Below are 22,152 nucleotides of genomic sequence, written 5' to 3'. Positions count from 1 at the left end.
AAATTGTCTAATACGTTGAATTAATTGGCAAATATCGATGCTATCTTGAGGTATTATACTGACTAAGCAGGCAGCGGCAAAACGTCAATTGTTACACGGGGTGAGTTTTGCTACATTTCTACTGTTTCCCAGAATAACGATAAAACCGGAATCACCTTTTTATTCATGCGCTTAAAGAAAATAAAGCTCGCAGGGTTTAAGTCTTTTGTTGACCCTACCAGCATTCCCTTTGTTGACGATATGACCGCTATAGTCGGCCCGAACGGCTGCGGTAAATCTAACGTCATTGATGCGGTGCGCTGGGTATTAGGTGAAAGCTCTGCGAAGAATCTACGTGGTGATGCCATGATAGACGTGATATTCAACGGTTCAAGTGCACGCAAGCCTGTTTCTCAGTGCACCGTTGAATTGGTGTTTGATAACACGTCGGGACGCATTCAAGGTGAGTTTGCAAGCTACAATGAAATCTCCGTTAAGCGTTTGGTAACAAAAGATGGTCAATCCAGCTATTTCCTAAATAATGCTAAATGTCGGCGCCGAGATGTAACCGATTTGTTTTTAGGCACGGGCTTAGGTCCTCGCAGTTATGCCATCATCGAACAGGGCACTATTTCCCGGCTGATTGAATCAAAACCGCAAGAACTACGGGTATTTATTGAAGAAGCTGCAGGTATTTCAAAATATAAAGAACGGCGCCGTGAAACAGAAAATCGTATACGACACACTAAAGAAAATTTAGAGCGGTTAGACGATGTGCGTGGCGAATTGGGAGCCCAGTTACAAAAATTAGAAAAACAAGCAGCAGCAGCGAAACGCTATAAAGAATTGAAGCAGCAAGAACGGCAGTTACGCAATGAACTGGCGGCTATCCGCTGGTCTAATTTTAATACTAAAATTGTTAGTTTAGAGCAACTAACCCATCAACAAGAAGCCGACTTAGAAGCCTTTATCGCTCGCCAACGCGGTGATGAAAAAGAAATTACCCTTTATCGCACGCGTCAGCAAGATCTTAAGCAACAACTGCAAGATAGCCAACAAGCCTACTTTCGCCTTGGCACTGACATTACTCGGTTAGAGCAAAATCAATTGCACAGCAAACAGCGTATCAGCCAAATTAACCAAGAGTTGGGTACGCTTAACGAAACGATACAAGACAGCGAAGCTGAACAAAAAACGAATGTATTACGAGTAGCTGACTTAACCGCCACCATTGATAAGTACGAGCCTGAACACGCATTAGCCGAACAAGCGTTAGAAAATGCCACTTGGCAGTTACAGAATATAGAAGAACGCACGCTAACACAGCAAAATCAGTGGCGAGAACAAGAACAAACCTATCAAAAGTACAAACAGCAAGCACAAAGCTATCACGGTAAAATTCAATCTATTTTGGCAATGCAAATGCGTAGCGAAGAGCGCATTAGTGAAATCAAGAGTGAGATAAATAGCCTTGATAGCGAAGAATTTAATGTGCAAATAGAACAAGCTCAGGCGCAGCAACAGTTAGCCCAAGAGCAGCACGACGAAGCACAGCTGCTGTATCAAGCGCAATCTGATGCCTTGCATCAAGCCCAGCTAGATTGGCGCACATTCAGTGATGCACAAACCAAAATCCAAGGGGAATTACACGCACTTGACGCGCAAATTAACGCTCTACAAGGTGTGCAAGATTTATCGAAAGGTCATGAAGAGTACCAGCAAAAATTGCTCGAAAAAGGTATAGACAGCCAACCTTGGCAAGCGTCACTCAGTGTGGCTCCTGGATGGGAGAGCGCTGTTGAAGCGGTCAGTGCCCAGCTAAAAAATGCTCTGCTAGTGCACAGTTCGTGCGATATCACCTTATTAGAAGAGGCGAAATGGCAAGGCATAGCCTTGGTGTTGGACAATCAATCCGGTCACCAAGAAGATTCCTCGATGGAAGAAGGCACGTTAAGCTCGGTGATGGGAGAGTGTGTTTTTCCTCAGTGGATGGCAGACATTCGCATTACAAAAACACGAGAAGAGGCGGTAGCGCTTAGACAGTCGCTGGGTAAGGGGCAAAGCGTTGTGAGTGCCGATGGATTATGGATTGGCGAAAACTGGGCGCTAGACGGCTGTAGCGAAGATGCGGGGGGCAGTATTTTGCGAGCAAACATGATTTCCACGCTTGAAAGTAAATTGCCTGCAATACAGCAACAATGTGACACAGCGCAGCGCAGTAATGAGCAAGCACAACAGAATGTTGAGCGCCTGAATCAAAGTAAAGAACAAGCCCAGAGTACGTTGTCACGTTGTAGCGACGCATTAAGTCAAAAGAAAAATCACGCTCAATGGCTGACACAGCAACAACAAACGAATGCGCAGCGTAGCCAAAAGTTGCAAGTGGAACTGCAGAAACAACAAGAAATATTGCTCAAAGAGCAAGCTGATTTAGCTGAAACCACCGCGCAAACCGAGGAATTGGCAGAAACTTTATTGGGCTTAGAAGACCAGCAAACCGACATTGAAAAGCAGCGAGAAGCACTTAATAATCAATTGCGAGAGCAACGTCACCAGGTGGATAACTTAAAAGCCCAACTGCACCAAGGGGCATTGACCTTAAAAGGTCATCAAGGGGAGCTGCAAAATCTAAAGAGTATTCACGCTAAAGAAGCCGCGCAATTGCAAAATATGCATTATAAAAAAGAGCAATTGAACAGCGAGTTAACTTTATTGTCTACGCCTTTGGATGAACAGGGCGATGCGTTGCAAACGATGTTACTCAAACATAATACGTTGGATGAAGAGCAGAAAAAGCTACACAGTGAGTTAGGGGAAATTGAGCATCAACTTGAGGTGATTGAAAAAGGTCAGCAGGGCATTAATGCGCAAATTCATCAGATGCAGCAAAATATACAAGCCAGTCAGGTTGAATGCGAAGGTTATCGGGTACGAGCCAAAAGTGTGATTGAACAACTGAATGAAGCCAAAGTACAGTTGCAACCTTTACTCGAGAAAGTGGGTGAAGCCACGGATGAAAAACGCTGGCAAGAACAATTAGACCGGACCGTTGCGGCAGTTGCTCGCCTAGGGGCGGTCAACTTAGCGGCCGTAGAGGAGTATGATGTTCAAGCCCAGCGGAAGCAACATTTAGACGAACAAAATCAAGATCTTGAATCAGCACTTGAAACGTTAGAGCAAGCCATTCGTAAAATTGACAAAGAAACCAGAACTCGCTTTAAAAATACCTTTGATCGCGTTAATAATGGTTTGCAAACTTTGTTTCCTAAGGTGTTTGGGGGAGGCTCTGCGTACTTAGCCTTAACGGATGATGACTTGCTGGAAACGGGGGTGAGCATTATGGCGCGGCCACCGGGCAAGAAAAATAGCACAATTCACTTGCTTTCTGGTGGAGAAAAAGCGCTGACCGCTTTATCATTGGTTTTCGCAATTTTTCAACTCAATCCAGCACCATTTTGTTTGCTGGATGAAGTGGATGCGCCACTGGATGATGCCAATGTGGGGCGTTTTTGTAAGCTGGTTAGCGAGATGTCTGCCAGTGTACAATTTATTTATATCACCCATAACAAAATTGCGATGGAAATGGCGAGTCACTTAACTGGGGTAACAATGGCGGAGCCGGGTGTGTCACGCATGGTTGCCGTTGATGTAGAACAAGCTTTAGCTATCGCGCAAGCATAATAAAAGGGTATGAGTTAATTCGATGGAAGATGTATTACGCTGGACGTTATTTATAGTAGGTACCTTAGCGATTGCTGGGGTGTTAATTCATGGATTGTGGGTATCTCGCAGGTCTTCGGGAAAATCAAAATCAAAATCAAAAGCACAGTTTGAAGCGGGGCGCCGTCACGGTGTAAACAGCGAAAGGTCATCAGAGCCAAGCTTTTCGTTAGATGATGATAGTGACAGCGCACATGAGCAAAACGGTGGTTTTGACGATCTCGGCGTAGGTCCAGTGCGGGTGGTCAGCAATCATAAAGTTGCCACTGACGAAACAACCTCAGAGCCCCCTTTAGCGCCGGTGACAGAAAACCAAGAGAATACCGCTAAATCGTTTGACGAAGACTTATCTTACACTGGTCAATCTGAGCAAGGTGAGCCTGATGATTCAACGATGCAAAAAGCATCGGACCCGTCAGAATCTGCTGATATTGCTGCTAGCACTGCCCCAAAAACAGCGCCTAAACCGCCTGTGACCCCGGGCAAGGTATATGCCTCAGTAGTGACACAACCCAAACCAGAGTATACAGCACAACAACACTACACCAGCGCGGGTAGTAAACCGGCGCAAGAGATACCTGAGCCACCAACTTTTCTGCTTAAAGGTAATGACACAGCGCAAGCCCCGCAGCAGCCAAAAACAGCGGCTGTGGCACAAGAACAAGCGGTTAGTCCTGATGTAGCGCAAAAAGTGCTGTACACACGTAAACAAGACGGCGCGAGTCGCAAACGAAAAGAGCCAAAATTTACCGAAGACCAACTTAATATTGATTTTGATGAACAGCTTGGCACGAGTGAGCCATCCGCAGCTGAACCACAACGAAATGAAGCAGTGCAAAAAAGCCAAGCTCCAACTCAAGATCAGCCACAAGAAGTGCTGGTGCTAAATGTTAAAACAGCGGATGACGCGCCAATCCAAGGTGCAGCCTTGTTACCTATGTTGCTAACCCTAGGGTTTAAATTTGGTGATCAAGATATTTTTCATCGTCATGTCAATGCAAATGGTAAAGGTCCCGTTTTGTTTAGTTTGGCCAATATGTTTAAGCCGGGTGTGTTTGACATTGATAATTTAGAAAACTTCACCACCCATGGGATCACCTTATTTATGATTCTGCCTATTGAAGGTGACCCACATCAGGTTTTTAACATGATGCACAATGCAACGCGCAAAATTGCAGATGAGTTTAACGCTCAAATTCTTGATGGCCGCCGCAGCATGCTAACCAAACAAGGTTTGCAGCAGTATGTCGAACGGATCCGTGAATTCGAACGTAAGAGAATGATACACCGCTAATTTTAGGGAGCGTAGGCTCCCTGTTTTCTTTGAATATCTTGGAACATTATATGTCTAATGCTTTGTCGCCTGCTCAAAGGCTGACGCAACTTATTAACACCATCAACGAATACAACTATCAGTATTATGTGCAGGACAACCCCTCAGTGCCCGATGCTGAGTATGACCGCTTAATGCGCGAGTTGCTTGATATTGAGAAAGCCCACCCTGATTTACGTAGCCCAGATTCACCTTCGCAAAAAGTCGGCGGTGCAGCGCTTAGCGCGTTCGAGCAGGTCGAGCATGAAGTACCCATGTTATCTCTTGATAACGCTTTTGATGAAGACGATATGTTCGCGTTTGAAAAGCGAATTAAAGACCGTTTAAAGATAACGAGTGAAATTAGTTTTAGTTGCGAACCAAAGCTTGATGGCTTAGCCGTGAGTATTTTGTATGAAGATGGAAAGCTAGTACGTGCCGCGACGCGAGGTGATGGTAGGGTAGGTGAGAACATCACTACTAATGTGCGCACGATCGCTAACGTCCCGTTAAGTTTACGTGGTGAGGACTTTCCACAGCGTTTAGAGGTGCGTGGCGAGGTGATCATGACTCGTGCAGGCTTTGACATATTAAACGAAGCGCAAATTAAAAAGGGCAAAAAGCCTTTTGTTAACCCCAGGAATGCCGCTGCAGGAAGTTTGCGCCAGCTTGACCCTAAGATCACAGCAGCACGACCTTTGTTATTTTACAGCTATTCGTTAGGTTTAGTGGAAAACGAACAGCAACCTTTAGGCACCACCCATTCAGCGCGTTTAAAACAACTGAGTGATTGGGGCTTACCCCTTAGTAAAGAGCTAGAGGTGGCACAAGGGGCAAAAGAATGCCTGACCTATTTCCATAAAATCGGCGAACTTCGGAGTCAATTAAGTTACGACATCGATGGCGTGGTGTTCAAGGTTGATGATATTGCTATGCAGCAAACGTTAGGGTTTGTAGCCCGAGCGCCCCGATGGGCGATAGCACATAAGTTTGCTGCCCAAGAAGAAATGAGCACCTTGTTAGATGTAGAATTTCAAGTTGGCAGGACTGGGGCAATCACTCCCGTCGCGCGTCTCGCACCAACGTTTGTTGGTGGAGTGACAGTATCCAACGCCACGTTACATAACCAAGATGAAATTAACCGATTAGGGATTAAAATCGGCGATAGTGTGATTATTCGCCGCGCAGGAGACGTTATTCCGCAAATCGTCGCGATTGTGGCAGATAAACGACCTGATGATGCAAAAGATATTTTGTTCCCAGAAAGCTGCCCTGTGTGTAGCTCGGCGGTTGAAAAGCTTGAAGGTGAAGCGGTTGCCCGTTGCACTGGCGGATTGTACTGCAAAGCCCAGCGTAAAGAAGCCATGAAGCATTTTGCCTCTCGTAAAGCGTTGGACATTGACGGTTTAGGCGACAAATTGATTGAGCAATTAGTTGACGCAGATATGGTTAAAAGCCCGGCAGATTTCTTTGCGCTAGATATTGCGCCCCTATCAAGTATGGAGAGAATGGGGGAGAAATCAGCAGTAAATTTAGTGAACTCCTTAGAAAAAAGTAAAAAAACTACTTTGGCCAAATTCTTATATTCCCTTGGAATTCGTGAAGTAGGCGAAGCGACAGCACAAAATTTAGCGCTCCATTTCTTGACCCTAGACGCGATAGAACAAGCTGATCTGGAGGCACTGCAAGCGGTATCTGACGTGGGTATTATTGTGGCCCAGCATGTTGTTAATTTTTTCAAAGAAGAACACAATCTTGAGGTTATTTCGGCGCTACAAGAAGCCGGTGTGCATTGGCCTAAAATAGAAAAAGTCGCTGTGGATGAGTTGCCGCTTGCTGGGCAGGTGTACGTACTAACCGGTACACTAAATGTTATGGATCGCAATCAGGCTAAAGCTAAATTGCAGAGCTTAGGAGCAAAAGTGTCCGGCAGTGTTTCTGCTAAAACAGATTGCCTAGTGGCAGGGGAAAAAGCCGGTTCAAAGTTAACGAAAGCACAAGACTTAGGCGTGAAGGTAATGAACGAAGATGAGATGCTTGCTATGTTCGCTGAGCTTGATGGTTAAGAAATGGATACATCATTTATCTTTGACGTTTTACGAACTTTAACCCGCTGGGTTAGCCCGTATTATAATGAAATCGCTATGACGATTGTGGCGACGGTATTGGTGATTTATGGGGACATACTGAACAAGAAAATTAAGCATATCTTGTCACCGTATCATTTTGTGTTAAGAACGGTTGTGTTCGTACTGATCTGTGCCTTCGGCTATGGCGCGTTGGTGATATTTACCACGCCCCATGTAAAACTAACTATGATGATGATCCCAAGTTTATATAGAGGATTAAGTATCGTGAGTGTCTTTTTGCTGTTGGGTTATCTCGCCGAGCATAGGCGCTATATATAGCGGTGAAGAAAAACCAGCCTAAACCGGCTGGTTTTTTTTTATTGGGGTTGCTTTAGTTTGGCTTTTTTGGCGGCGTATTTGGCTTGACGAAGTTGCCATGCTTTAACGACTGACCAGCGCCAGATGTAATTCAATCCGAAATAGCCAGCCAAGCCAAAGACCACAGAACAGACACCGCAGCCAAGCAAAAATGCCGGTCCTATGGTTTCAAGACTTTGTACAACCCAATCCCAACTTAATTGAAAATGGAAGGCTTGAGTATCTGTGCCTAAAATGGTTGCACCGACTAAGTACGCCCCGTAAAAAATAGGCGGCATAGTAAACGGATTTGTGATCCAAACGGTGGCGACCGACAGAGGTAAATTTACTCTAAGGGGAATAGCCGCTCCGGCTGATAACCACATTTGAAATGGTACTGGCCAGAAGGCAAAAAAGAGTCCGATCCCAAAGGCGCCAGATGCAGAGCGACGATTAAGATGCCAAAGATTGGGGTCGTGCAACAAGGTGCCGAATATCTTCAATGCTTTTTGCTTTTTAATCTTATGATGGTCCGGTAAAAAGCGTTTAATGAACTTTTTCAGCATGATTCCCTATAATAAGTTGAAAGGTGATACACAGGATGTGCCAAGCACTATGGACGGAAGACTTTTCAGTTTTATTGCAGCAAGCATATCCGCCGTCGTTTGGTCGTCTCTTCCTGCGCTGGCCATTCTACCAATAATTTTAACCCTTGCCATACTGCTTTGGTGCTTAACAACGCGTAATTCAACCTTAGCGACAATTAAATCTTTCGTTTTTTGTTTTTTGCTGGGTATTTTTTGGATGGCAAGTGTAGGGCATTGGCAACAAACTTGGCAACTGCAAGAGAATGATTTTAAACAAGGAATTTGGGTAACAGGGAAGGTAAAAAGTTTAATAGATGATAAAAATAGCACACGGTTTAACCTGATAATTTCCAGAGTTGATGACAGAGAACTGACGAAGGATAAGCTTATTCGCGTTAGCTGGGCTAGACCCAAATGGCCGGTTAAACAAGGCCAAGTAGTGCAGTTGTGGGTGAAATTAAAACCACCTCACGGCTTAGCAAATCAAGGCGGTTTTCATTATCAACAGTGGCTATTTAGCCAAGCTATCATGGCTACAGGCTATGTAAAAGCGCATGAAAACAATGCGTTACTAGTAAGTCATGTCACAGTGCGTCAGCGTCTACTCGACTCGTTAATTGAACTAGAGTTAACAACAACGCCGTGGATTGCTGCGCTTGCGTTGGGGCATCGAGGGCTGCTCACGCCAGATGACTGGTCTCTTGTACAGCGCACGGGTATTGCACACTTAATCGCGATTTCTGGATTACATTTAGCGCTGGTTGCTAGCCTTTGTTATTTGTTCATCGCCAGCGCGCTACTTTTTTGTTACCGAGTGTTAACTAAGACGCAAAACGCTAATTTCTATTTTATTAGCGTGCTCATTACGCTTGTCGCCACTCTGGGCTATGCCTATTTGGCAGGCTTAGGCTTACCGGCCTTGAGGGCCTGGCTAATGCTGGCGTTAACGGCTTGTTTGCTGTTGAGTCGTATTCATTGGCGCTTCAAGCGAATTTTGCTGATAAGTGTGGGTGCCTTTATTGTGTTGTTTCCTCTTAGTTTATTTGGGCAAAGTTTTTGGCTCAGTTTTGGCGCTGTATTGATTATTGGCTTCGTATTCTGGTGCTGGCCTGTAAAGCATCAAGGTTTTTCGATTAAAGGCTGGTTTGCTGGAATGTGCCGCTTGCAGCTGGCGTTAAGCCTGTTGATGTTGCCATTAGTGGCATGGCAATTTTCATTTATCTCTGTTGCCGCCCCAGTGATTAATTTACTTGCGGTGCCCATTGTAACCTTGGTGATTGTCCCTCTGTGTTTACTTGCGGTGGTGATGATGTTGTTGTCGTTACCGTATTGGCCGCAGCTTATGATGCTTATCGATTGGGGGTTACAATTTTTAATCGAAAAGTTAAATATTATGGGAGCATGGCCTGAGGCGGCTTATTCTATTCAATCGATACCCGCATTTGTGTGGCTCTGCTTTAGCATAGCGACATTAGCAGTGTTGTTACCACGAGGGCTAGTGCCTCGTGGGTGGCCAGTGGTGTTTTGTCTTCCGTTGCTGACGTATGCATTGACGCCCAATCCACGTGATTGGCAAATCAATGTGCTGGATGTGGGGCAGGGGCTGTCCGTGGTTTTGATTAAGAACAATCAGGCTTTGGTTTACGATGTGGGCGCTGCGTACCCCAGTGGCTTTAATATGGCTGATACTGTGTTAGTGCCTTTTTTGCGCGGCAAAGGGTTAGGGCAGGTTGAGGTGCTTTTTATCAGTCACTTTGACAATGATCACAGTGGAAGTTTGCCCATGCTGCGCGAAAAAATAGCGATAAAGCATGTGTACACCACTAATGACGTTTGCAGACAAGGCCAGCAACTCAGTTGGCAAGGGCTAACCATTTTGGCTCTATGGCCTGACGAGCCGCAACTGCACAATGATAACAATGGCTCTTGTGTCCTGAAGATCACTGATGGAAGCTACAGTGTGTTATTGCCGGGCGATATAGATGCAACAATTGAAGCAAAACTCGTTTCACGCTACGCCAGCGCGTTACAGTCCAATGTTTTAATTGCGCCCCATCATGGTAGTAACACATCGTCATCGTTGGCCTTTATACAAAAAGTGATGCCACAGCAGGTTATTTTTAGTCAGGGCTTTATGAACCGTTGGGGATTTCCAAAAGAGGCCGTGGTGGAGCGCTATCAACAGGTTAGCCCCAAGATGTATCGAACCTCAGACCACGGGCAAGTGCAAATAACCATTGATTCAGGTTCGGTCGATGTACGTACATTTCGCCAAGATATCTACCCATATTGGTACGCAAATCAAACAATTGATTGAAAACTGAGCATTAAATAATTGATAGTTGGGGATTTTCACCCCAACAGTTACAATATCCCAGTGTAACCTTAACTAAGTCGAATTCTAACGCCTTCATGACTCATACTTTACCGACACAAAACGTATTCAAACGCTTCGCCGTTTATCTTAAAGATTTCAAGCTCGCCTTTGGTGTAGCCATTATTGGCATGGTGGGATATTCGCTTATCGATGCGTATGTCATCTCTTTGCTACAACCAATTATCGACGGCAATGGGGGGGAATGGGATTATGATTATCTGCGCTTAGCGGCCTACTTCGTGATACCTGTATTCATTGCGAGGGGGATATTCAACTTCATGGGCACTTATACCTTGTCGTGGATATCAAGCCAGGTGGTAATGAAAATGCGCGAGCAATTATTTCACCAATACATGCATCTGCCAGTATCGTTCCACGATCATCATCCTTCGGGTCAGCTTATCTCAAAAGTAATATACGATACGGAACAAGTTGCCGGTGCTGCGGGCAAAGCGTTTTTAACCTTAGTCAGGGAGGGGGCCTTGGTCTTTGGCTTGCTATTTTGGATGTTCTATCATTCGTGGCAATTGTCGTTGGTCTTTATTTTGATTGGTCCGCTTGTGGCGATGATCGTATCGACCGTGAGCAAGCGCTTTCGTTTAGTGAGTAAGAATATTCAAAAAGCGATGGGAAATTTAACCTCATCAGCTGAGCAAATCATTAAAGGCCATAAAGTGGTGTTGATGTTTGGCGGTCAAGATTTAGAAGCCTCACGCTTTGCCAAGAAGAATAATAATAATCGCCAGCAAAATATGAAACTGGTGATTGCACAGATCCTGAGCGTATCGTCGATTCAGGTCATTGCCTCGGTAGCTCTTGCGGTGGTGCTATATATTTCAAGTAAACCAAATTTCATCACCGATTTAACCCCAGGTACCTTTGTCACGGTTGTGGTCGCTATGACCATGTTGCTTAAACCCCTTAAACAACTCACTACCGTAAACAGTGAGTTTCAAAAAGGCATGGCGGCTTGTGTGAGTATCTTTTCGGTATTAGACAATGCCATCGAAAAAGACACTGGCAGTAAATCGCTTGATAAAGCTGACGGAAAATTAGCGTTTAAAAACGTCACCTTTCATTATCCGAACAAAGAAGAAGCGGCGTTATCGGATATGTCATTTACCGTTGAGCCGGGTAAAACCTTTGCGTTAGTTGGGCGCTCTGGTAGTGGTAAATCGACCATCTCAAGCTTATTAACGCGTTTTTATGACCCTCAGCAGGGGGCAATTCTGCTGGATGATGTACCTTTAGAGGATTTTAAGTTAAAGGATTTAAGGCGTCAGTTTGCGCTCGTTTCTCAGCATGTCACCCTGTTTAACGACACCATTGCCAATAATATTGCGTATGGCTCTGAAGGGCGTGTTACACCAGAACAAGTATTAGCTGCTGCAAAAACAGCCCATGCTATGGAGTTTATTGAGCAGTTACCTAATGGCATGGAAACCCTCATCGGTGAAAATGGCTTGATGCTCTCTGGTGGGCAGCGTCAACGTTTGGCGATTGCTCGAGCGGTGCTACTAGATGCCCCTGTACTTATTCTTGATGAAGCGACCTCAGCACTTGATACTGAATCAGAGCGTTTAATCCAAGATGCCCTTGAAACCTTACAACAAGACCGTACGAGTATTGTCGTGGCTCATCGTCTATCGACAATTGAAAGTGCAGATCAAATTTTAGTCATTGAAAAAGGCCGCATTTTGGAGCAAGGAGACCATGCATCTTTGCTTTCTAAAGATGGCGCCTACGCCCAGTTGCACAAGTTGCAATTTGGTGACGGGCAAACTGTCGCGTGAGATGGGTAGAGCGCATTTGGTATCAGCGCCCTTGGTTTAAATGGCCAGGGGTAATTTTGTTGCTGCCTCTCACTTTTTTGTTTTGGGCGCTTTCCACCCTTCGTCGCCTAGCCTTTTCGCTTGGCCTGAAAGCATCTGTTAAGTTATCAGCGCCAGTGATTATCGTGGGGAATATTAGCGTAGGTGGTAATGGCAAAACACCGCTTGTTGTGCACTTAGCTGATTTTTTACAAGCGAATGGTTATCGCCCCGGGGTACTAAGCAGAGGATACGGCGGCAACAGTGCTGAATATCCGTGTAGTGTCACGCCGGCAAGTCTTCCTACTGAAGTGGGTGACGAACCGGTACTAATGCGCCAGCGTATTCAGTGCCCTATGGTGGTTGATCCAGTGAGAGCACGAGGGGCTCAGCATTTAATCACTGAGTATCAATGTGATGTGATCATTTGTGATGACGGCCTGCAGCATTATGCGCTAAAAAGAGACATTGAAATTGTTGTGATGGACGGCACACGCCGAACAGGAAATCATTTTTTGTTACCATCGGGCCCGTTGCGTGAATCAGAAGCGCGCTTAAAAACAGTCGATTTTGTCGTGGTTAATGGTGAGCAGGGCAAAAAGGGCGAGTATGTTATGACCCTTGCGCCGGGTGATTTGGTGAACCTCAAAAATCCAAAGCGGCGCTTAGCCCTGAATGAACTTGATTCACCGATTGTTGCTGCTGCAGGAATAGGCCATCCAGAGCGATTTTTTCGGCTACTGGAGCAACACAAAGTGGTCATAAACAAACGTTTAAGTTTTACCGACCACCACGCGTTTCAAGCCAGTGATCTCCCTAAAGAGCGGGTTTTAATGACCGAAAAAGACGCGGTGAAATGCCAAGAATTTGCGCATGATGATTGGTGGTATTTACCTGTAGATGCCAATATTGATAACGTATTTGAACAACAATTATTAACAAAATTACGCAACGTAAAGTAAAGTGAGATAAAAATGGCGTTTGATAAAAAATTACTCGAAATAGTGGCTTGCCCCGTGTGTAAAGGGACGCTGATTTTAAATAAAGATGCCAACGGCAATGAGCGGTTAGTGTGTCGCCTAGATCGTTTAGCTTATCCGATTGAACAAAATATTCCTGTGCTATTAGAAACAGAAGCACAGGCGCTTTCAAGCGAAGAATTAGAGAAAATCACATAGAAAGGTTGCTTCATGAACTTCAACGTAATCATTCCTGCGCGTTATGCATCCAGCCGGTTTCCAGGCAAGCCACTCGTTGAGATAAACGGTAAGCCTATGGTGCAACATGTTTATCAACGAGCCATCGAATCGGGAGCATCAAACGTTATCGTAGCCACCGATGATGCTCGTATAGCCAAGGTAGTGAGTGATTTTGGTGGGCGATATTGCATGACCGGAGCCCATCATGAATCAGGTACAGAGCGATTAGCTGAAGTAGTGGAGATGCAAGACATGTTAGCCCAAGAAATTGTGGTCAATGTGCAGGGTGACGAGCCCTTTATTCCCGCTGAAAATATTCAACAAGTCGCGGAAAATTTACATCATCACCAACAAGCTGAGATGGCTACCTTAGCGGTAAAAATCGTTGATGTAGAAGAGGCATTTAACCCCAATGCGGTTAAAGTCGTTCTGGATAAACAAGGCTACGCCATGTATTTCACTCGGGCGACTATACCTTATGATAGAGCGCGGTTTTTAGACGAAGATATCATTGACGAAATTGGCGATTATTATCTTCGTCACGTGGGAATTTATGCTTACCGTGCTGGTTTTATCAAGCAGTATGTGAACATGTCTCCCTCAGGACTAGAGCAAATTGAATCCTTAGAGCAGTTGAGGGTGTTGTGGCACGGTGAAAAAATTCATGTGGATATCGCCCGTAAGACTCCCCCTGCAGGGATTGATACTCCAGAAGACTTGAAACGGATCTTGGCCGACCCTAGTCTTCAATAATAAAGCGAACACTATAGGTTGTTCGCCTTTGTCAGAAACAGGAGAGCAATTATGTTCAATGTGGTTATTACTGGTGCAAACCGTGGGATCGGACTTGAGTTTGTTAAACATTATTTAGCCCACGGGCATCAGGTATTTGCACTGTGCAGAAATACCTCAGATGATTTGAGCTCAAGTGGTGCTCAGGTGATTGACAAGGTCGATGTGGGTAATCCTGAATCTCTGCCATTAGCCCTTGAAAGGCTCAAAGGAGTGAAAATCGACCTGCTGATTAACAACGCAGGGGTGTTGGCAAATGAATCCATAAACGATTACTCGCCTAACACCATCGAGCAACAATTTTTGGTTAATGCGATGGGTCCCCTTTTAGTGACTCAATTACTCAAAGAACAGCTTGTTGCAGGAAGTAAAGTAGCCTTGATCACCAGCCGAATGGGCTCAATGACTGATAATACCTCAGGCGGATACTACGGCTATCGTATGTCTAAAGCCGCGCTTAATATGGCAGGCGTCTCCCTTGCTCACGATCTTAAACCGGCTGATATTGCAGTGGGGTTATTTCACCCGGGTTATGTACAAACAGAAATGGTTAATTATGGTGGAGATGTATCGGCCACGGACGCCAGTGCCAGTATCATTGAGCGTATTGAGCAACTGACATTGGCCGATAGCGGTTCTTTTTATCATGCCAACGGTGATGTTTTACCTTGGTAATCGCCATTTCACCTTTTTTACCGAGAAAGCCATGCCACTAAGTCGTTTTAATAAAATTCAATTGGGGGTATTTCCAACGCCCATCCAAAAGTTACCGCGTTTATCTGCTCATTTAGGTGGCCCGCAGATATATATTAAGCGTGATGATTTAACCGGTTTGGCCTTAGGAGGCAATAAAACGCGGAAACTTGAATATTTGTTGGCTGATGCGTTAGCGAAGGACAGTGACTGTATTATTACTGCTGGCGCTGCGCAATCGAACCATTGCCGTCAAACCGCCGCAGCCGCGGCAATGCTGGGGTTAGAATGTCATTTAGTACTTGGCGGTCAAGCACCGAACGTTGCAAACGGCAATCTGCTACTTGATCAGCTCTTTGCTGCGCATATCCACTGGAGCGGAGATAAACGAAAAGGTGAAGACATTCCTAACATTGTGGCAGCTTTACGCGAACAGGGGCGAAATCCTTATGTGGTGCCGTACGGCGGCTCTAATATGATTGGGTCGCTGGGCTTCATCAACGCCTTTTATGAGTTACACGCGCAGTGCAAAGATGCCGCAATGCCAGCTGAATTCTCCGACATCGTGTTTGCTTCTAGCTCAGGTGCGACGCACTGCGGTTTAGTGTTAGGTAAAGAGGTGTGCAACGTAAGCAGCCGTATAATTGGCATTAATATTGATAAGGACGAGCAGGGTAAGGATAGATATAAGTCGCAGTTACATACCTTAATAAAAGACACTGCGAATAAACTGGCGGTGGGCTATCCAGCTGATATTGATGAGATTCAATTAAAAGATGACTACATAGGTGCAGGATATGGCGTTGTCGGGGAATTAGAGCGAGAAGGCATAGCATTATGCGCGCAACTTGAAGGCATTTTACTCGATCCCGTGTATACAGGACGAGCAATGGGCGGATTGATTGATATGATACGCAAAGGGCGTTTTAGTGCTGACAGTAATGTGCTGTTTTGGCATACGGGCGGCGCTCCTGCGCTCTTTTCATATGCAGAGGTATTGCAACACGTTGATTGATTTTCAATCAATTAATGTGTTTTAACCTGATTTAGATCTATTTTATCGTCCAACTGCACAATATGTGTGCAGATCGGGTCATTTAGTGCTGGATAAAATTTTTCTGACGCACTATGGTTTATCTCCTTCTTTAGTATAAGAGTATGGTGATGTTGTGAAAGCGTTGTTGACGGTAAACGTCTTGTTTTGGCTGTGTGCGTCATACGCTTATGCTGATCATAACGAAGAGGTAGAGCGATTTATTATCGCAGGTCAAACGGCAACCTATGATTGTCCCAAAAGTGACATCACACCTGCGCTAGATCGTCATCTAGCCAATCAAGATTTAGCCAAAGGGCAAAAAGATCGTCTTAGCCTGATTAAATCACACTCTTTGATTTGTGTTGGGCAATATCACCATGCCCAAGATATTCTTGATACATTACTTAACGACAATAGTATTGATAAAGAAAGTGCTTTGTATGCAGGGGCGGTATATCAGGTGGGCTTTATTCTTGATGTGCAAGAAAACCCCAAACGTTGCGAGTATTACGCTGAAGCACAAGACCTAGCTCGAGACCGTTATTCAGATATTTATCTAAGTGCACAATTAGGTTTAATTACCGTATGTAACCAAGATACCACTGATATATCGGTTAAATTAGGCAAATTGTATGCGTTGTTAGAGCGATTTGTTGAAATCGGTAATGTTGCTGCGATTGCCCATATTCATAATAACATCGGGTTACTATATGGCAGCATTGGCCAAAATGAGTTGGCCGCCGAGCAATACTTAAAGTCTTACTACATGGGGCTTGAGGTATACACCACGAGTAATCAATTGGCGACACTGATTAGCGCAGTCAGTGCAAACATGGCCAGTGGCGATTTTGTGGCGGCAAAACAAAATATTGAAATTTTTCGACAAGCAAACGTTGAGGTAAATACACCGCTAACCAATGCTTGGTTGCACTACGCTGAGAGCCGATACTATTTTCGCTTGGAAGAGTACGAAAATTTGCGCAACAGCTTACTTAAATTACATTTCTACCTGCCTAAAGTCAGCAGTACTATTATCCATCGCAATGCCAAGTTATATGCCATAGCGTTATGTATTTACGATGATGATGCGTCCCGTGTAAACGCGTTTTTAACGCAACAAGAACAAATGAGCGACTCGGAGCATAAGCGCTTTTTGGCTAAGCGGGATTATCTTTGGGTGATGAGCCAAGCCTACTTCTACACTAAAAATATTGAAAAGGCTGAGAAGACCTTTAAGTTATATGCCAAATTAAGCAACCAACAGATCTTGGATCAGCAGCGCTCAGGTAGAGTATTGGGCGTGGCAAATTTACATGGTCAAATTACCTCTCTTGAGAATGAGTTATTAGAGCAAGAGTCGCAAAAATATCGTTCTATCGTCATGTTAACGGCAGCGTTTATTTTATTGCTTGCTGGGGTCTACTTCTTTGTGGTGAAGCGTTACATCAGACGCGTCAGCACTGACACCTTAACGGGCTTGCTCAATGAAAGGGCGGTCATTACATTAATGCGACGTTTACCCCAAGCCCAAACTAGTCGAACAAATGCGTTAGCCGTAATTGAAATCGGTCATATTAGGCGAATAACTGCAAAGTACGGACACATAGCAGCAGAACGTGCATTGCAAGCTGCTTCAGTTAGTTTGCGCAAAGTCACCAGAGAAGAAGATATTATTGGGCGCTTGGGTAACGACCAATTCGTTGTGTGTTTGCGTAATATTGATGAATCTTTGGCGCTAGAATCGTTCGAGCGTGTGCAAAACGCCCTTGACGACACGCAATTTATATCCAAAGCGGGCCAACAAGAGAGCATTGAAAGCCAACTCAGCGTTTACTTATCCACAGAGGGGCTCTCTGATATTGATGATGTGCTGGCAGATATGCGCGGTTCTTTTACTAACGAGGACGCGTAAATGTCGCAAACACTTTCATTAACGCTTGTGGATACAAAAGCGCAAATAGCGCTTTGTCACCCGTTAATGCAACAGCTTCGTCCTGGTTTAACCGAGGCGCAATTTGTTGAGCAGGTTATGGGACAACAACACCAAGGATATCAATTACTCAAAGGGGAGTGTGCAGGGAAAATCAGTGGACTCGCTGGCTTTTGGGTAGCTAGCAAATTAGCTTGGGGTAAGCATCTTTATGTAGATGATTTAGTCACAGATGAAAATGTGCGCTCCAACGGAGTTGGCGCTGAAATGCTGAATTGGTTGGAACACTACGCAAAGGATATGCATTGCGCTCAGATACATCTTGATTCAGGCGTGCAGCGATTTTTAGCCCATAAGTTTTATTTACGTGCAGGCTTCATTATCGCCAGCCACCACTTTACTAAGGTGCTTTAGAAAGCCGAATATCCTCCACTTATGCGTTTATTGTTACCGTTAAAATATTATGACGAAGCAGGGCGAATTAAGCCCGCCAATTCATTTTTATGGTGTTTGTTTTTCCTTTGTCGACCTTTTTGGGTATTTATTGCTTCGCTAACGTTTCGTCAAGATAGCGGGGCCTTATTAGCACTTTTTTATCCCGACAATTATTATTTTTACCTTAGCTTGGGGATCGCATTTCCGGCGTTATTAGTGGTGTTACTGATCAGTTTTCGAGCTAAATTATGGAACACCCGTGCTCGGCTTATATTTCGGGCGATTACGCCTTTAGTCATGTTAAGTCTGATAATGGATATTGTTTTTCACGTTTCTATGGCGTCTAAGCAGCATTGGGAGTTTTCTTGGCTTGTTGCGTTAACATTGCTGTTGGATAGTATTTATCTTTATTGGGTAAAAAAGAATCTGCATCTTAGATTAATGACTCGAGATTGGGCGAAAGAAGAGCCACAGGACGCAAAGGTCTAATGAAGTGACGCTGTTTGGGCATGGTGTGGCCCAAACAGTATCCAAAATGAGTTATTGAACGTTATTGGCTACCGCGTGATCAAAGTAGTTTTTAACACTAATTTGGCTGTCATTTACCAGACGCTGATAGCATATACCCGCAAACGCGTAGGTACTTCCTGCATACTCTAGCACTACATAAGGCGCACTTTTGTCAGACTCATCGTATTTCCAAAAACCTCCTACCTTGTTACGGAACAGTTCACCTACATAGGCTCCATAGATATTACAAATGGTAAACACGGCATTATCTTCTAATGCCTGGGATTCGTACTTTCCTAACCAACTTAAAATAACATCGTCCACTAGGGAAAGGCTTTGCTCTGTTTCATCTAATATTACGCCAAATTCTTGTTTTGTTGTTTCAATCGCGTTCTGTGCGCTATCGATCATCAGTTGGGTGAGTTCTTCTTGGGTCATTTGCATGTCGGTCTCCGAATTTGACGTTATTATTCTTGAAATGAGGTATTAAAAGCGCTTTGTTGAATAAGTGTTTGATATAACAAATTGGTACCTGGGCCGCAGGAATCAGGCTTAGGTTTTACAACATAGCATATCAACGGGCGCAGGCTACTGCCTTTAATGGCTAAACGGTGTAATGATTTTTCAGCAACCAGATGGGCGATAATAAAGTCAGGAAGCCAGCAAAAACCAATATTTTCGAGCAATAAATCAATCGCTGTCTCAAAAGAGCTCACAGTCCAGCGTTGTTCTGACTTTAACCAGCCCTGCTTTTCGTTGGGGGTTTTAGAGGTATCTTTAATGACAAGTTGCAGGTGTTGCTGCAAATCATTTAAATCAACTGGCCCCTCAAGCGATGCTAGTTCGTGCTGTGGATGACAAACAGGATGCAGTGAACATTCTGCGATTGGCTCGCCTAAAAAACCTCTTGGCATCATTGGCGAAATGACCAAGTCAGCCCAGCCCTCGGTTATCGCTTCTTCTGTGCCGGTTAATACGGTTTCTATAATGCGCAGGCGGCTACCTCGGCTTTCTGGGTAAAATGTTTTCAGCGCGGGATAAAGCAATTTTTTAGGGTAGGCTAAATCTACTGCTATGGTAATTTCAGGCTCCCAATCCTGATTAATATTGGCCGCTAATTCTTCTAAATCACGCACATTTTGAGTGAGATGACGAGAGCGACGTAGCATGACCTCTCCGGCTTCTGTTAGAAATGCTTTTCGCCCTTTAACTTCCAGTAGCTTTACGTCAAGTTGGTCTTGCAGCTTGGCGACGGCGTGATTTAAAGATGACTGACTTTTATTTAAGTGACTCGCGGCGTGGGCATAGCCACCAAAATCGACAACTGCTTGTAAAATACGCCATTGTTCAATGGTTGTTTTCGCACGATACATTAGATTTCTATTTTTTCGAAAGAATAAGCCTATGCTAGGGAGAGTTGGCGCTAAAAACAACTTAGATTGATCTCAAATCTGTGCTTTAGCGTAAATTATGTATCCTATGTTTAAATTTTGACCCTATGCGCTATCACTCGTTACTGCCTCTTTCTGCAATCCTATCGATTGGCATCATGTCTTTGCTTATCACGTTAGACATTATACCTGCCGGCATGGCCATGCTTGAACAACTAAAAATGGCATTTGAAGGGCACATCTTCGCGTTGATTTTAATCATTATTCTGGCTGAATCGATAGTGTATGTGGGGTTCTATTTCCCAGGTCAATTCTTCGCTGTTTTGCTTGTGGTGTTAGCTAAACCTGAGTGGTCAGACATTTTATATTTGACACTGTGTATGGTGTTGGGCGCAACTCTTGGTTCGGTGATTAACTATTTTCTTGGTCAGCGCTTTGCGCAAAAGAAAAATGCCACTGATGAACAAAAGGTGAAATATGGAGCTGAGCATGAGGTGAAAGATGAAACGCGAAGCATGAGCAAGCAAGGCGGGGAACAGCAAAACAGTTCTGCCAAGTCATACTCACTTAAGTATCTACTCATTGCCATGATCCACATTAATTCACTGGCGTTTTATATGTTCAAACAAGGCGAGCAAAACCGCTCCTTTACGGTCGTTTGGTTTGCCGGCCTACTGAATTTACCCTATTACTTGCTGTTAATTTTTGCCACATCGACTTTAAGTGAACAGGTGTTACAACTGGCAGAAAATACGATGTTTCTGTTAGCAATCATCTCTATTTGGTTGCTGGTCTGTCTCTATCTAGATTATAAACACTATTCGTCACGTCACTGATTATGCCTAGCTAGCCGAGGTGGGTAGTAGCTGAGGTGGCATTTATGAGGCAGATTGATTCTTTGCTCGCTCTATTATTTTGTGCATAACCCGTGCGGCCGCCACGAAACCGAACGTAGCTGTAACGGCGACAGATGCGCCAAATCCGTTATTGCAGTCAAGTTTTACACTGCCATCGGCTAAGTTTTTCGTTTGGCATACGGAGCCATCATCTTGAGGGTAACGCAATTGCTCAGTAGAAAAGACGCATTCTATTGCAAAGCGGCGCTTTGAATTGGTGGTAAAACCGTATTCTTTGCGCAAAATATAGCGCAGTTTGGCAGCCAACGGGTCTTGAATTGTTTTGGCTAAATCCGCCACTGCAATCTGTGTCGGGTCGATCTGACCGCCGGCGCCACCGATAGTAATGACCGGAATTTTATTACGTTTGCAATGGGCCACCATAGCGGCTTTGGCTTTAACGCTATCTGTTGCTTCGACCACATAGCTCATACTTTTATTCAGCAGATCTTTAGCATTGTCTGGGGTGACAAAGTCCTCGATGACATCTACTTTACACTCGGGATTGATTTGCAAAATTCGCTCGCGCATCGCATCGACTTTTGCTTCACCTATTGTGTTTTGCAGTGCATGAATTTGCCTGTTGGTATTGGTAACGCAAATATCGTCTAAATCAATTAGGGTGATATGACCAATCGCACTTCTTGCTAGTGCTTCTGCTACCCAAGAGCCAACGCCACCGATACCTACTACACACACATGTGAGTTTTGGAGTATTTGTGTTTCGTTTACACCATATAACCTTTGTGTACCGCCGAAACGCTGTGAAAATTGACTCATAATATAAGGGTAACCGCATCTAAGTTTAAACGGGAAGTATATCAGGGCACAGAAGCTTGTTTGCAACCTCCAGTATCGAGTTTTTTACCATTGTTCTTTTCCTATTTTTGTAAAAAGTGGGGGAATTTAAATAACAAAGTCACATTTTATTTGTTAAGCGTAATAAAAATGGCACATTGATTGAATTAAATGGCACAGTGATTGAATAAGTATGGTGCTTTTAATACTATTTGCCCACGAAAAATTAAGTCGTCCAAGATTCAGAAATAATAAAGGAA

19 protein-coding genes are annotated in these 22,152 nt (G+C 44.4%); 15 read left to right on the top strand and 4 right to left on the bottom strand.

The window, feature by feature from the left end; genetic code table 11:
- Positions 1–165: 165 nt before the first annotated feature.
- The 4 genes from smc to GCHA_RS19855 are packed head-to-tail and all read left to right on the top strand — an operon-like array spanning position 166 to position 7,419.
- The gene (gene smc / locus GCHA_RS19870; protein ID WP_007991561.1) at positions 166–3,660 is read left to right on the top strand and encodes a chromosome segregation protein SMC; all 3,495 of its coding nucleotides are present in this window, start codon (positions 166–168) and stop codon (positions 3,658–3,660) included.
- A gap of 22 nt (positions 3,661–3,682) precedes the next feature.
- A complete protein-coding gene (gene zipA / locus GCHA_RS19865; RefSeq protein ID WP_007991558.1) occupies positions 3,683–4,993 on the top strand; it encodes a cell division protein ZipA in 1,311 nt (436 codons plus the stop codon).
- 50 nt (positions 4,994–5,043) lie between these two features.
- Positions 5,044–7,077: an NAD-dependent DNA ligase LigA gene (ligA, locus tag GCHA_RS19860; protein ID WP_007991556.1), complete on the top strand. Its 2,034-nt coding sequence runs from the start codon at positions 5,044–5,046 to the stop codon at positions 7,075–7,077.
- A 3-nt stretch (positions 7,078–7,080) separates the two neighbouring features.
- On the top strand, positions 7,081–7,419 hold the full coding sequence (locus GCHA_RS19855; RefSeq protein WP_013753521.1) for a DUF3392 domain-containing protein: 339 nt from the start codon (positions 7,081–7,083) through the stop codon (positions 7,417–7,419).
- A gap of 38 nt (positions 7,420–7,457) precedes the next feature.
- Here the strand turns inward: GCHA_RS19855 and GCHA_RS19850 are convergent, their stop codons facing one another.
- Positions 7,458–8,003 (bottom strand): DUF2062 domain-containing protein, encoded by a 546-nt coding sequence (locus GCHA_RS19850; protein ID WP_007991553.1) that lies wholly within the window; start codon positions 8,001–8,003, stop codon positions 7,458–7,460.
- A 49-nt stretch (positions 8,004–8,052) separates the two neighbouring features.
- On the opposite strand from GCHA_RS19850, the gene GCHA_RS19845 reads away from it, so the two are divergent.
- From GCHA_RS19845 to GCHA_RS19800, 10 genes are all read left to right on the top strand, one after another.
- Positions 8,053–10,341, top strand: a complete 2,289-nt coding sequence (locus GCHA_RS19845; protein ID WP_007991551.1) for a DNA internalization-related competence protein ComEC/Rec2 — start codon at positions 8,053–8,055, stop codon at positions 10,339–10,341.
- A gap of 95 nt (positions 10,342–10,436) precedes the next feature.
- On the top strand, positions 10,437–12,194 hold the full coding sequence (gene msbA, locus GCHA_RS19840; RefSeq protein ID WP_007991548.1) for a lipid A export permease/ATP-binding protein MsbA: 1,758 nt from the start codon (positions 10,437–10,439) through the stop codon (positions 12,192–12,194).
- Positions 12,191–13,174 carry a tetraacyldisaccharide 4'-kinase gene (lpxK, locus tag GCHA_RS19835; protein ID WP_007991546.1) on the top strand — a complete coding sequence of 328 codons (984 nt, stop codon included), beginning with the start codon at positions 12,191–12,193 and terminating at the stop codon, positions 13,172–13,174. The genes msbA and lpxK overlap by 4 nt, the downstream gene beginning before the upstream one ends.
- A 12-nt stretch (positions 13,175–13,186) precedes the next feature.
- Complete coding sequence (locus tag GCHA_RS19830) at positions 13,187–13,390, top strand: Trm112 family protein (RefSeq protein WP_007991544.1); 204 nt, start codon at positions 13,187–13,189, stop codon at positions 13,388–13,390.
- Positions 13,391–13,402: 12 nt separating this feature from the next.
- Positions 13,403–14,164 carry a 3-deoxy-manno-octulosonate cytidylyltransferase gene (gene kdsB, locus GCHA_RS19825; protein ID WP_007991542.1) on the top strand — a complete coding sequence of 254 codons (762 nt, stop codon included), beginning with the start codon at positions 13,403–13,405 and terminating at the stop codon, positions 14,162–14,164.
- 51 nt (positions 14,165–14,215) lie between these two features.
- Positions 14,216–14,878: an SDR family oxidoreductase gene (locus tag GCHA_RS19820; protein WP_007991540.1), complete on the top strand. Its 663-nt coding sequence runs from the start codon at positions 14,216–14,218 to the stop codon at positions 14,876–14,878.
- A 31-nt stretch (positions 14,879–14,909) separates the two neighbouring features.
- Positions 14,910–15,911 (top strand): D-cysteine desulfhydrase family protein, encoded by a 1,002-nt coding sequence (locus GCHA_RS19815; protein ID WP_039992873.1) that lies wholly within the window; start codon positions 14,910–14,912, stop codon positions 15,909–15,911.
- 154 nt (positions 15,912–16,065) lie between these two features.
- On the top strand, positions 16,066–17,844 hold the full coding sequence (locus tag GCHA_RS19810; protein WP_007991537.1) for a GGDEF domain-containing protein: 1,779 nt from the start codon (positions 16,066–16,068) through the stop codon (positions 17,842–17,844).
- On the top strand, positions 17,845–18,276 hold the full coding sequence (locus GCHA_RS19805; protein WP_007991535.1) for a GNAT family N-acetyltransferase: 432 nt from the start codon (positions 17,845–17,847) through the stop codon (positions 18,274–18,276).
- 21 nt (positions 18,277–18,297) lie between these two features.
- Positions 18,298–18,786: a DUF2919 domain-containing protein gene (locus GCHA_RS19800; protein WP_007991533.1), complete on the top strand. Its 489-nt coding sequence runs from the start codon at positions 18,298–18,300 to the stop codon at positions 18,784–18,786.
- Positions 18,787–18,837: 51 nt separating this feature from the next.
- Here the strand turns inward: GCHA_RS19800 and GCHA_RS19795 are convergent, their stop codons facing one another.
- A complete protein-coding gene (locus tag GCHA_RS19795; RefSeq protein WP_007991531.1) occupies positions 18,838–19,251 on the bottom strand; it encodes a hypothetical protein in 414 nt (137 codons plus the stop codon).
- 23 nt (positions 19,252–19,274) lie between these two features.
- Positions 19,275–20,180: a LysR family transcriptional regulator gene (locus tag GCHA_RS19790; protein ID WP_007991529.1), complete on the bottom strand. Its 906-nt coding sequence runs from the start codon at positions 20,178–20,180 to the stop codon at positions 19,275–19,277.
- Between the two features lie 125 nt (positions 20,181–20,305).
- On the opposite strand from GCHA_RS19790, the gene GCHA_RS19785 reads away from it, so the two are divergent.
- Positions 20,306–21,034, top strand: a complete 729-nt coding sequence (locus tag GCHA_RS19785) for a hypothetical protein (RefSeq protein ID WP_007991527.1) — start codon at positions 20,306–20,308, stop codon at positions 21,032–21,034.
- Positions 21,035–21,076: 42 nt separating this feature from the next.
- On the opposite strand, the gene tcdA is transcribed toward GCHA_RS19785, so the two are convergent.
- Positions 21,077–21,874, bottom strand: a complete 798-nt coding sequence (gene tcdA / locus GCHA_RS19780; RefSeq protein WP_007991525.1) for a tRNA cyclic N6-threonylcarbamoyladenosine(37) synthase TcdA — start codon at positions 21,872–21,874, stop codon at positions 21,077–21,079.
- Between the last annotated feature and the right edge of the window lie 278 nt (positions 21,875–22,152).

Origin of the sequence: Paraglaciecola chathamensis S18K6, assembly GCA_000314955.1 — a bacterium.
In the GTDB taxonomy this organism is placed as follows: Bacteria; Pseudomonadota; Gammaproteobacteria; order Enterobacterales; family Alteromonadaceae; genus Paraglaciecola; species Paraglaciecola chathamensis.
This window is presented reverse-complemented; position numbering and strand designations above follow the sequence as displayed.

Bases quoted from the DNA above. Each gene is read 5' to 3' on its own strand.
- ligA (WP_007991556.1), top strand. From the start codon at position 5,044: ATGTCTAATGCTTTGTCGCCTGCTCAAAGGCTGACGCAACTTATTAAC.
- zipA (WP_007991558.1), top strand. From the start codon at position 3,683: ATGGAAGATGTATTACGCTGGACGTTATTTATAGTAGGTACCTTAGCG.
- GCHA_RS19800 (WP_007991533.1), top strand. From the start codon at position 18,298: ATGCGTTTATTGTTACCGTTAAAATATTATGACGAAGCAGGGCGAATT.
- GCHA_RS19830 (WP_007991544.1), top strand. From the start codon at position 13,187: ATGGCGTTTGATAAAAAATTACTCGAAATAGTGGCTTGCCCCGTGTGT.
- GCHA_RS19815 (WP_039992873.1), top strand. From the start codon at position 14,910: ATGCCACTAAGTCGTTTTAATAAAATTCAATTGGGGGTATTTCCAACG.
- tcdA (WP_007991525.1), bottom strand. From the start codon at position 21,874: ATGAGTCAATTTTCACAGCGTTTCGGCGGTACACAAAGGTTATATGGT.
- msbA (WP_007991548.1), top strand. From the start codon at position 10,437: ATGACTCATACTTTACCGACACAAAACGTATTCAAACGCTTCGCCGTT.
- GCHA_RS19790 (WP_007991529.1), bottom strand. From the start codon at position 20,180: ATGTATCGTGCGAAAACAACCATTGAACAATGGCGTATTTTACAAGCA.
- GCHA_RS19785 (WP_007991527.1), top strand. From the start codon at position 20,306: ATGCGCTATCACTCGTTACTGCCTCTTTCTGCAATCCTATCGATTGGC.
- GCHA_RS19795 (WP_007991531.1), bottom strand. From the start codon at position 19,251: ATGCAAATGACCCAAGAAGAACTCACCCAACTGATGATCGATAGCGCA.
- GCHA_RS19850 (WP_007991553.1), bottom strand. From the start codon at position 8,003: ATGCTGAAAAAGTTCATTAAACGCTTTTTACCGGACCATCATAAGATT.
- GCHA_RS19855 (WP_013753521.1), top strand. From the start codon at position 7,081: ATGGATACATCATTTATCTTTGACGTTTTACGAACTTTAACCCGCTGG.
- kdsB (WP_007991542.1), top strand. From the start codon at position 13,403: ATGAACTTCAACGTAATCATTCCTGCGCGTTATGCATCCAGCCGGTTT.
- GCHA_RS19845 (WP_007991551.1), top strand. From the start codon at position 8,053: ATGGACGGAAGACTTTTCAGTTTTATTGCAGCAAGCATATCCGCCGTC.
- GCHA_RS19820 (WP_007991540.1), top strand. From the start codon at position 14,216: ATGTTCAATGTGGTTATTACTGGTGCAAACCGTGGGATCGGACTTGAG.
- smc (WP_007991561.1), top strand. From the start codon at position 166: ATGCGCTTAAAGAAAATAAAGCTCGCAGGGTTTAAGTCTTTTGTTGAC.
- GCHA_RS19805 (WP_007991535.1), top strand. From the start codon at position 17,845: ATGTCGCAAACACTTTCATTAACGCTTGTGGATACAAAAGCGCAAATA.